The organism is Salinibacterium sp. 10G20-15 (genome assembly GCF_057365065.1).
This window is the reverse complement of record NZ_CP195118.1, coordinates 1,205,323-1,214,881: the sequence shown is the minus strand read 5'-3', so window position 1 is coordinate 1,214,881 and position 9,559 is coordinate 1,205,323. Positions and strand designations below refer to the sequence as shown.

The following is a 9,559-nucleotide window of genomic DNA, read 5'->3' as shown; positions in this document are numbered from 1 at the left end:
GCCTACCTAGATTCGGGTGTAGGCCGTAGATAATTTGGGTGTTGTCGGGATTGTGGTGTTCGCGTCTAGTCCTCGATAGGGAGGACAGATTTGTAACACCGTGCACCACGGTACGTCAGGTCCTACAAACGCCTGTAGCCCTAGTAGGCGGGTGAAACGGTCTGTCTATGTCCCCCATTTTGTCCCCCCAAGCACTGACAGCCCCGGAAACGTGCGGATGGGGGGCTTTGTGCGTGCGCGAGCGCGGTCGTGGGATTCGAAAGAACTTTTTTCACCCGCAGATTGCGGCGCCAGTAGCCCCCATTGTTTACCGCACACCGCTAGCCTGTTCGCATGACGGACAACACTGGCGACAACGACGCCCCCAGAATTCCCGCCGTTCCGCGCGTCTCAAACACGCGCGCAATCGGCACCGTGGGTCAGGGGCTCATTGCAGATGCCACCATCCCCAAGAGCCGCGTTCGCGCCTGGGCACTGTGGGACTGGGGCTCGGCCGCCTTCAACGCCGTCGTCACCACTTTTGTCTTCAGCACGTACCTCGCGAGCGGGCTCTTTATTGACCCCGAGATCGTCGCCGCCGCGGGCGATGATGAGAAGAACCCGGCACTGGTTCTTGCGAAAGCCAACAACACGACTGTCATCTCCGGCGCACTCACGATTGCGGGCATTCTCGTCGCCATCTTGGCGCCGATTTTGGGTCAGCGCTCTGACGGCTCCGGTCGCCGCAAGTTGTGGCTCGCGATCAACACCGGGCTCGTCGTAGTCGCCATGGGCGCCATGTTCTTCGTCGTGCCGGTGCCGTCCTACATCTACCTCGGCGCCGCGCTCCTCGCCGCTGGCAACATCTTCTTCGAGTTCGCGAGCGTCAACTACAACGCGATGCTCGTGCAGGTCTCCACGCCCAAGACCGTCGGCCGCGTTTCGGGCTTCGGCTGGGGCATGGGCTACATCGGCGGCATCGTTCTGCTGATCATCCTGCTCGCGCTGTTTATCCAAGACTTTGGAAGCGAAACCGGCAGCGGGCTGCTGAACGCACCCTCCGGCACTGAAGGCGGCGCTCTCGACATCCGCTACGCCGTTCTTGCTTCGGCAGCGTGGTTCGCCATCTTCGCGATTCCGGTGCTGATTGCGGTTCCCGAGATCCCCGCCGGCGCCCGTGAGAACCGCGTGAGCTTCTTCGCCAGCTACGCCAAACTTTTCGGCACCATCAAGACTCTTGCCAAGAAGAGCCCGCAGGTGCTCATGTTCTTGCTCGCGAGCGCGGTGTTCCGCGATGGCCTCGCCGCCGTCTTCACTTTCGGTGCGATCATCGCCGCGCAGGTCTTTGGCTTCAGCCCCAGCGAGGTCATCTACTTCGCGGTAGCCGCTAACCTCGTCGCCGGCATCGGAACCTTTATTGGCGGATGGCTCGACGACAAGCTCGGAGCCAAGAACGTGATCATCGGCTCCCTCATCGGTCTCGTGCTCGCCGGCCTCGCCGTGCTCTTCGTGGGCGACGCCAAAACCGGATTCTGGATCGCCGGACTCTTCTTGACCCTTTTCGTTGGACCGGTGCAGGCCGCAAGTCGCAGCTTCTTGGCCCGCATCACCCCGGCCGGCCGCGAAGGCGAGATCTTCGGCCTCTACGCCACCACGGGTCGCGCCGTCAGCTTCTTGGCGCCAGGACTCTTCACACTCTTCGTGGCCATGACGGGCGACACTCGCTTCGGCATCATCGGAATCGTGATCGTGCTGCTCGCGGGCCTCGTGCTCATGCTGCCGGTGAAGGCGAAGCAGTCGGTGATCGACTAGTTCACGTCGCCCACCGCTCGCCTTTCCGAGAGTTTGCTGGTCGCGTCTGAAAATCACTGGCGCCCAGTGCGCACGCGGAGGATGCTGGGCTCATGACCGAAAACACCACCACCCTCGCCGCTCGCGCCGAACTGTTGCGCTCTCTTCACGTGCCCGGAACGCCGCTCATTGTTTCCAACGTGTGGGATGCCATCACCGCCCGCATCGTCGCCGAAGCGCCCGGAGTGCGCGCCCTCGCCACGGCGAGCCACGCGGTGAGCTTCGCGCACGGCGTGGCCGACGGCGAAGGCCTCACGGTGGAGCAAGCCCTCGACGCCGCATCCATCATCTGCAACGCTGTCGAGATCCCCGTCTCCGTCGACTTCGAGAAGGGCTACGCCGTGGATGCCGCCGGCGTGCAGGCCAATGTCGAACGATTGATCGCGGCAGGAGCATCCGGACTGAACATCGAAGACAGCTCAGGCCCGGCCAAAGCTCCACTCTTCGACCTCAGCCATGCCACCGCTCGGGTCGGCGCAGCTCGGGCGGCCGCGCAGGCGACGGGTGTGCCCATCGCGATCAACGCGCGCGTCGACGTTCTCGCCGGCGGTGGCGAGTGGGATGACATGGTCACCCGCGCGAACTCCTACCTCGCAGCGGGCGCCGACTGCATCTTTGTACTCGGGCTTGCAGACGAGCAGATGGTTGCTCAGGCGATCGAGCAGATTGACGGGCCCATCTCAGTAATCGGTGGGGCTGGCTATATTCCGCTGACGCGTCTGGCCGAGTTGGGTGTTGCTCGGGTCAGCTTTGGTCCTCGCACTCTCGGCCTTGCTCTGGCCCACCTGCAGCAGGCCGCAACGCAGCTGACGGCGCTGGGCGACTACCCCGAGGAACTCGGCTTCGTGTACTAAAAACAGGAGTAATGTCGGTTTATGGACACGCAACAACCCATCAGTTACTGGGTCAAGGTAGTCGATCGGATCATCGATGACCTCTTCGCCATCACCCTCGAAGAACACGGCATCACCCGCCGCCAATGGCAGCTGCTCGTCGTCCTCATGAAGGGGCCCGCCGGTATCGACCGTCTCGATATCGAGATCGCGCCTTTCTTGATGCCGAAAAACGCATCCGCCCCGCCCTCGCTCGACCCGCACACGACGTCTCGAGAGTCGCTGGAGGAACTCGTCGAAAGCGACTGGCTCACGACCGACGGCTCGCTCTACGAACTCACCGAACGCGGGCGCGGCGTAGTGGAACGGCTCGCCGAAGTGATCGCGGGTGAACGCACCAAGGCGACGGCGGGAGTAACGGACGAGCAGTACCAGACCACGGTCACGGTGCTGGAGACGATGGCGAAGAACCTGAGCGCCCAGCGCGATGGAGCCGTGCCGCCGAGCCCATAGGGCTGCCGGCGACGGTGCCGCCTAGCGAATGAACGCCCACCAGATGAGCAGCATCGTCACGAAGAATCCGGTGACGAAATTGAGGGCCAGGAAGTTCTTCCAGCCACGGTTTGCTGACTCGGCTGTGGCATCCGTGATGTTCCAGAATGGCGCGCACATCGCCGCATAGGGCAGCACGAGAATGGCGGCGAGCGGGCCCGGCCACGCCGAGAACAGCAGCAGGATGCCGCCGACCAGATACGCAATAACAGCGAAGCGGGTGGTGGCTCGCGCTCCAATCACGGTCGCGATGGACGAGATGTCTGCGGCTCGATCGGCCACCACATCTTGCACGGCGCCGAAGGCGTGCGAGGCGATGCCCCAGAGGAAGAAAGCGGCGAGTACTGCCCAGAGTTGCGGCGTGAACACCGCCCCGGTGAGTGCGAGCGCATAGATCGCGGGGGACACAAAGTGGGTGCTCGAGGTGAGCGAGTCGAGGAACGGGCGCTCCTTGAAGCGCAAGCCCTTCGCCGAGTAGGCGACGACGGCAAACATGCTGATCAGCAACACGAACCACGAGAGTGGATTGCCGACGATCACGAGATAGATCAGGAACGGGATGGTCGTGACGGCGGCCGCGATGAGCGTTGGCCGGTGCATCCGCGGGTCAAGAAGCGCGCCCTCAACTCCGCCCTTGCGCGGGTTGCGCAGGTCGGACTCGTAGTCGAACACGTCGTTGATGCCGTACATCGCCAGGTTGTAGGGCACGAGGAAGAAGATGGTGCCGAGCACGAACGTAAGATCGATCGCGCCCGTGGTCAAGTAGTACGCCGCGGCGAAAGGGAACGCCGTGTTGACCCAGCTCAGCGGGCGCGACGAGAGAAACAGATCCTTAAGCATGGCGATCCTCCGAAGCGGGGCGGAGGTCGGGGCTGGCCGAGGCGCGGACGGCCGGCTGGCGCGACCCCAGCAACGTCCACAGGCACGGCAGCGCCACGACGGCCGCGACCGCGTAGGCGAAGTCTTCGAGCGGAGCGACTCCGATGAAGGCGCCGCTGATGGCATCCGCGCTGTAGCCGACGAGGCCGACGGAGATCATCACGTTGTCGAAGACGGCCGTCATCACGAGCAGGATGCCCATCGTGATCGCGATGGCGCGCCACTGCGGCGAGCGCCGCCGCACCACAACGGCAATCACTAGCGCCGCGACGAGAGCCAAGAACACGGCGTTGAGCAGCCAGTACGTCATGCTGCGCTCCCCTCGGTAGCTGCCGCGCGTTCGCGCGTGAGTGCCCCGTAGACGTTCATCGTGAGGTAGCAGAGCAGGGTGAGGAAGAAGACTTCTTCGATCGGCACTTCGGGGGCAACCACCAGCCCGGTCATGAACTCGGTTTCGCCACGGAAGAAGATTCCGAGGCCGACCCCGAACAGGTCCCAGACGAGAAAGAACAGCACCCCGACCGGTAATACGATGCGGGCACGACGAGCGTCTCGCCAGAAGAACAACCCGAAGCGGCGGTCGAGAACGACCATGCCGGTGAGCGAAATGAGAAGCGCGAGTAGGTAAAGAACGATCACGGCCACGGCCTTGGTTCTGGTGCAACCACCGGCATGAGCGGCTCGGCGAGCGGGCCGGCCGAGGTGTCGCCGCGCAGGCGCTTCACGAGAACTTCAGCACTAATCAGACACATCGGCAGGCCGATGCCGGGGATGGTCGAACCGCCCGCGTAGTAGAGACCCTTGACCTTCTTGCTCACGTTGCCGGCGCGGAAGAATGCACTCTGCTTGAGCGTGTGAGCTGGCCCGAGGGCGGTGCCGCGCCACGCGTTGAGGTCGTCGGCAAAGTCGCCGGGGCCCATCGTGCGACGCACGGTCACACGCTCAGCGAGGTCGGGGATGCCAGTCCAGTCACTGATCTGAGCAATCACCTTGTCGGCGAGCTGTTCGATTCGCGGGTCACCGTCACCATCGATCTCGCCGTGACCAATGCTGGGATCGGCCGGGATCGGCACAAGCACAAAAACATTCTCGTAGCCTTCGGGCGCCACAGTGGGGTCAACACCACTCGGCTTGCAAATGTAGAGCGATGCCGGCTCGGGCACGCTCGGCTCGTGGCCGAAGATGGCCTCGAAGCCCTCTTGCCAGTCCTTCATGAACAGCAGCGTGTGGTGCTCGAGCTCAGGCAGTTCGCCCTTGACGCCCAAGTACAACAACAGTGCACTGGGGCCAGGAGTTTTCTTGGCCCAGTACCCGGCCGGGTACGTCTGCTCGTGTGACTCGAGCATGGTGGTTTCGGTGTGGTGGAGATCGGCGGCCGAGACAACTGTGTCGGCCAGCAGCGTGTGGGACTTGCCCGCGGCATCCGTGTACTCGACGCCGGTGGCAACACCATCGACCGTCACGATGCGTGTGACTTTCGAGTCGGTGCGGATGTCGACGCCCGCCGTGCGCGCAATGTCGGCGATGCTTTCGATCACCCGGGTGAAGCCGCCCATGGGATAGAGCACGCCATCCGATAGATCGAGGTGGCTCATGAGGTGGTACATGCTCGGCGTGAGGTACGGCGATGATCCGAGGAACACAGCCGGGTAACCGAGCACCTTGCGCAGGCGATCGTCTTTCACCGTGCGGGCCACGAGCTTGGAGAGCGGCTCAACAAGCAACCGGATGAAGCGTGCCGCTTTCGCGAGCACCTCCTTCGTTGCACTCGTGCGCAGGTCGGCAAAGCTCGTGTACAGAAAGTACTTCTTGGCGAGCTCGTACGTGTCTTCGGCCGAGGCCAGGTACTTACGCATGCGAGCACCCGAACCGCGCTCGATGCTTTCGAACAGCGCCAGGTTCTCTTCGAGCTCTGTCGAGATGTCGAGGGGCTCTTTCTCGCCCTCAAAGTACACCCGGTAACCGGGGTCAAGAGTGACGAGCGAGAGCTGCTCGGCGGCGCTCGTACCCATGAGTTTGTAAAAGTGGTCAAAGACCTCGGGCATCAAATACCACGACGGGCCCGTGTCGAAACGGAAACCCTCGTGTTCCCACGAACCAGCCCGGCCGCCCACCTCGGGGCGCCCCTCAAGCAGCGTGACCGAATGACCCTCTTTCGCGAGCAATGCCGCACTCGCTAGCCCAGCAATACCGCCACCAATTACAACAACGTCACTCATGGTCGAGGGGTCACTCCCATCGCGGCCGCCGCAGCCAACCGCACCTTAACAACATTCGGAACGCGCACCCGGGTCTTCACCAATTCGCTCGCCGGGGTTGCCCGGATGCGCTTGGAGAGCTGGGCAAAGAGGGAGTGTGCGAGCGCAACGGCCTTCTTGCTGCTCGCCGGCAACTCCGCGCCGATGGCGGCATCCCGCAGATCGGCATCGAGGTCATCGAGCAGCCGAATTTTCTCGGCTTCGGTGAACGACGCGACGTCGACACCGGGAAAGTAGCTGCGTCCGAGAGTTTCAAAGTCGTCGGCCAGGTCGCGCAAGAAGTTGACCTTTTGAAAGGCCGCACCGAGCGCGCGTGCTCCGTGAACAAACTTGGCCCGCTGCTCGTCGCTGACGTCATGACCGTGCAAGAAAGCGCACAGGCACATGAGCCCGACCACTTCGGCGGAGCCATAAACGTAGCGGTCGAAGCTTTCTTGGTCGTGCTCTTTCTCGCTGAGGTCCATCCGCATCGACTCGAAAAAGGGCGCGGTGAGTTCTGCCCCGAATGACACTTCGCGGGCGGTGAGTGCGAAGGCGTGCACGATGAGGTTAGAGCTAAAGCCCTGCTCGATCGCGAGTTCCGTTTCGCGTTCAAGTTCGTTCAGTTGACGCGATGTTTCGAGCAGATCGAGACCGGCTTCTTCGGCACCGCCGTCGACAATCTCATCGGCCACGCGAACGAGGGCGTAAATGTTCTCAACGTGGTGCCGCACATCTACACCGAGCAGGCGAGAAGCAGCAGAAAAAGACGTGGAATAGCTTCGGATGACGATGCTGGCCGCGTCTTCAGCGACACGGTCGTAGAGCGTGAGGCGTGAGCTCACGCGCGGCCGCTCTCAACGTGCTCAGTCACATTAGTTAGGCTGAGTGCAGGCCGACACATGAGGTGCGGCATTTCGTTTCGTTCCACCTAGGCAGACTATCGCGAACATGAGTGAAATCCCTGAGCAGGTCGTTCTTCTCTCCGACGTCGGTGAGCACATCGGCGTGGCCGACAAAGCCCTCGTGCACACGACCGATACTGCCCTTCATCTCGCCTTCTCGTGTCATGTATACAACGCCGACGGCAAGGTTCTCGTCACGCGTCGTGCCCTCTCCAAGCTCACCTGGCCGGGCGTCTGGACGAACTCGTTCTGCGGGCATCCTGCTCCCGGCGAAGATCTGGCGGCGGCCATCATCCGTCGCGCTCAGTATGAACTCGGAATCACCGTCAGCGATGTTCAGCTCGTGCTGCCCGACTTTCGCTACCGCGCCGTCGATTCCTCCGGCATCGTCGAGAACGAGATCTGCCCCGTCTACCGTGCGGTGACGACGGATGCCGTAGCCCCGAACCCCGACGAAGTTGACGGATTCGAGTGGGTTGATCCCCCATCGCTGCACGCCGCCGTGGCCGGTACGCCGTTCGCCTTCAGCCCGTGGCTCGGCTGGCAGTTGGAGCAGCTAGAAGCCCAGCGCTAGGCGCGTCGCGTGACCCTCGCCGAGCTCGCAAGGCAAGTAGTCGCGAGCTAGCCGCCGAGCGAACCCGCGTCATTGGCCCGTACGTCGGTGCGGTGGAAGTTCTGAAAACTGCGGCTGGCCGTGGGCCCACGCTGGCCTTGGTAGCGCGAGCCGTATTGGCCCGAGCCGTAGGGTGACTCCACCGGCGAGCTTGTCTTGATGAAGCAGAGCTGGCCGATCTTCATGCCGGGCCAAAGCTTGATCGGCAGCGTTGCGACGTTGCTGAGTTCGAGGGTGACGTGGCCCGAGAAGCCGGGGTCAACAAAGCCGGCCGTCGAGTGCGTGAGTAGGCCGAGGCGCCCGAGAGAGCTCTTGCCCTCCAGCCGCGCCGCGACGTCGTCGGGCAGCGTGACGAGTTCGAAGGTGGAGCCAAGCACGAATTCACCGGGGTGAAGAATGAACGGCTGGTCGGCATCCACTTCCATGAGGTGAGTGAGGTCAGGTTGATCGACCGACGGATCGATGAAGGGGTACTTGTGGTTATCGAAGAGACGGAAAAAGCGATCAAGCCGCACGTCGACGCTCGACGGCTGCACCATGTCGAGATCAAGCGGGTCGAGGCCGATGCGGCCAGAGTCGAGTTCGGCCCGGATGTCGCGATCACTGAGAAGCATGGCCTAAGACTAACGAAATCGCGGCCGCAAGGTGCTCAGATGAGCAAATCTGAGGAGTCGCGATGGTTACGGCAGTTGTGGTGGAAGAGCAAGAGCGATGCGGGAGGCCGCGACATCCGCCGCCGTCTTCTCGATCAGTTCGTCGAGGCTCTCGTAACGGAACATTCCGCGCAGCCAGGCGTGCACCGTGAACTCGACCTCGGCGTCATACAGGTCGCCATCGAAATCGTGAATGAACGCTTCGACGCGGCGATCGGTGACGTCGTCGAAGGTGGGATTGTCGCCAATGCTGATCGTGGCACCGTGGTGCTCGGTCGCCGGCGGGAACGTGACCCAACAGGCGTACACGCCATCGACGGGAAGCGCCGCGTGGTCAGCGATCGAGATGTTTGCAGTGGGAAAGCCCAGTTCGCGGCCACGCTTGTCACCGTGAACAACAGTGCCGCGAAAACTCAGCGTCGGTGGATGCCCCATGAGGCTAACCCTAGCTGCGGGAGCGCGCCTAGAGTCCGCGAAACTGGCTGAGGTGGAAGACAAGCGGAGTCACCTCGGGAAAAGCCTCGGAGTTGATGACTTCAAGAGTCACGATCTCGTGGTCGCCACCATCGAAGCTGTGACGAATCTCACACTCTAACCACAGCGCCGCGCCATCCATATGAATAGCCCCGCCCTCGGTCGCGCGCCAGTCAATGTTGGCGAAGCGATCGCCGGCGCGCGAAGCGAGGCTGCGTGCCGTTTGTTCCTGATCGGCACCAAGCACACTCAGGCCAATGCGTGCCGCCCGGGCGAGGACCGGCCACGTGGTCGAGGTGCGCGCCGGGCACACGGCCACGAGTGGAGGCTCAAGGGAAACCGAGATAAAGGAGTTCACGGCGATACCGGTGGGCTTGCCGTCGACGACGGCGGCCAGCGCGACAACTCCCGTGGGAAACAGGGAGAGGGCTCGACGGAGAGCAACTTGAGGGGAAACTTCTTCCGCAGTGGCTTTGAGCGACATGAGCGGACTCCTTTGCTGAGGATGTTCAACCAGCGACTGCTAGTCAAGTTTGAACAATGGTCTATATGTTAGTCATTTTTGATCATGTAAACAAGCGAC

Annotated in this window: 12 protein-coding genes; 4 read left to right on the top strand and 8 right to left on the bottom strand. The window is 62.6% G+C overall.

All coding sequences use genetic code 11. From position 1 onward, the window contains the following. The first annotated feature begins 333 nt into the window (after positions 1–333). The 3 genes from ACR3YK_RS05880 (at position 334) to ACR3YK_RS05870 (ending at position 3,176) form a co-directional block, all read left to right on the top strand. A complete protein-coding gene (locus ACR3YK_RS05880; protein ID WP_486176273.1) occupies positions 334–1,791 on the top strand; it encodes an MFS transporter in 1,458 nt (485 codons plus the stop codon). 92 nt (positions 1,792–1,883) lie between these two features. Continuing rightward, positions 1,884–2,684 carry an isocitrate lyase/PEP mutase family protein gene (locus tag ACR3YK_RS05875; protein ID WP_486176272.1) on the top strand — a complete coding sequence of 267 codons (801 nt, stop codon included), beginning with the start codon at positions 1,884–1,886 and terminating at the stop codon, positions 2,682–2,684. A 21-nt stretch (positions 2,685–2,705) separates the two neighbouring features. After that, positions 2,706–3,176 (top strand): MarR family winged helix-turn-helix transcriptional regulator, encoded by a 471-nt coding sequence (locus tag ACR3YK_RS05870; protein WP_486176271.1) that lies wholly within the window; start codon positions 2,706–2,708, stop codon positions 3,174–3,176. Positions 3,177–3,197: 21 nt separating this feature from the next. On the opposite strand, the gene ACR3YK_RS05865 is transcribed toward ACR3YK_RS05870, so the two are convergent. Genes ACR3YK_RS05865 through ACR3YK_RS05845 form a run of 5 tightly spaced genes read right to left on the bottom strand, consistent with a single transcriptional unit; the run spans position 3,198 to position 7,176 of the window. Beyond that, positions 3,198–4,055: a prenyltransferase gene (locus ACR3YK_RS05865; protein WP_486176270.1), complete on the bottom strand. Its 858-nt coding sequence runs from the start codon at positions 4,053–4,055 to the stop codon at positions 3,198–3,200. Continuing rightward, complete coding sequence (locus tag ACR3YK_RS05860) at positions 4,048–4,404, bottom strand: lycopene cyclase domain-containing protein (RefSeq protein ID WP_486176269.1); 357 nt, start codon at positions 4,402–4,404, stop codon at positions 4,048–4,050. The genes ACR3YK_RS05865 and ACR3YK_RS05860 overlap by 8 nt, the downstream gene beginning before the upstream one ends. Continuing rightward, positions 4,401–4,733 carry a lycopene cyclase domain-containing protein gene (locus tag ACR3YK_RS05855; RefSeq protein ID WP_486176268.1) on the bottom strand — a complete coding sequence of 111 codons (333 nt, stop codon included), beginning with the start codon at positions 4,731–4,733 and terminating at the stop codon, positions 4,401–4,403. The genes ACR3YK_RS05860 and ACR3YK_RS05855 overlap by 4 nt, the downstream gene beginning before the upstream one ends. After that, positions 4,730–6,313: a phytoene desaturase family protein gene (crtI, locus tag ACR3YK_RS05850; protein ID WP_486176267.1), complete on the bottom strand. Its 1,584-nt coding sequence runs from the start codon at positions 6,311–6,313 to the stop codon at positions 4,730–4,732. The genes ACR3YK_RS05855 and crtI overlap by 4 nt, the downstream gene beginning before the upstream one ends. Further along, positions 6,310–7,176, bottom strand: a complete 867-nt coding sequence (locus ACR3YK_RS05845) for a phytoene/squalene synthase family protein (protein ID WP_486176266.1) — start codon at positions 7,174–7,176, stop codon at positions 6,310–6,312. Before ACR3YK_RS05845 ends, crtI begins: the two co-directional genes overlap by 4 nt. Positions 7,177–7,282: 106 nt before the next feature. On the opposite strand from ACR3YK_RS05845, the gene idi reads away from it, so the two are divergent. After that, a complete protein-coding gene (gene idi, locus ACR3YK_RS05840) occupies positions 7,283–7,810 on the top strand; it encodes an isopentenyl-diphosphate Delta-isomerase (protein WP_486176265.1) in 528 nt (175 codons plus the stop codon). A gap of 47 nt (positions 7,811–7,857) precedes the next feature. Here idi and dcd read toward each other — a convergent pair whose 3' ends face one another. From dcd to ACR3YK_RS05825, 3 genes are all read right to left on the bottom strand, one after another. Continuing rightward, positions 7,858–8,463 carry a dCTP deaminase gene (gene dcd / locus ACR3YK_RS05835; protein WP_100387910.1) on the bottom strand — a complete coding sequence of 202 codons (606 nt, stop codon included), beginning with the start codon at positions 8,461–8,463 and terminating at the stop codon, positions 7,858–7,860. Positions 8,464–8,529: 66 nt separating this feature from the next. Further along, complete coding sequence (locus tag ACR3YK_RS05830; RefSeq protein WP_486176264.1) at positions 8,530–8,937, bottom strand: riboflavin kinase; 408 nt, start codon at positions 8,935–8,937, stop codon at positions 8,530–8,532. A 28-nt stretch (positions 8,938–8,965) separates the two neighbouring features. Beyond that, positions 8,966–9,460: a flavin reductase family protein gene (locus ACR3YK_RS05825; RefSeq protein ID WP_486176263.1), complete on the bottom strand. Its 495-nt coding sequence runs from the start codon at positions 9,458–9,460 to the stop codon at positions 8,966–8,968. Between the last annotated feature and the right edge of the window lie 99 nt (positions 9,461–9,559).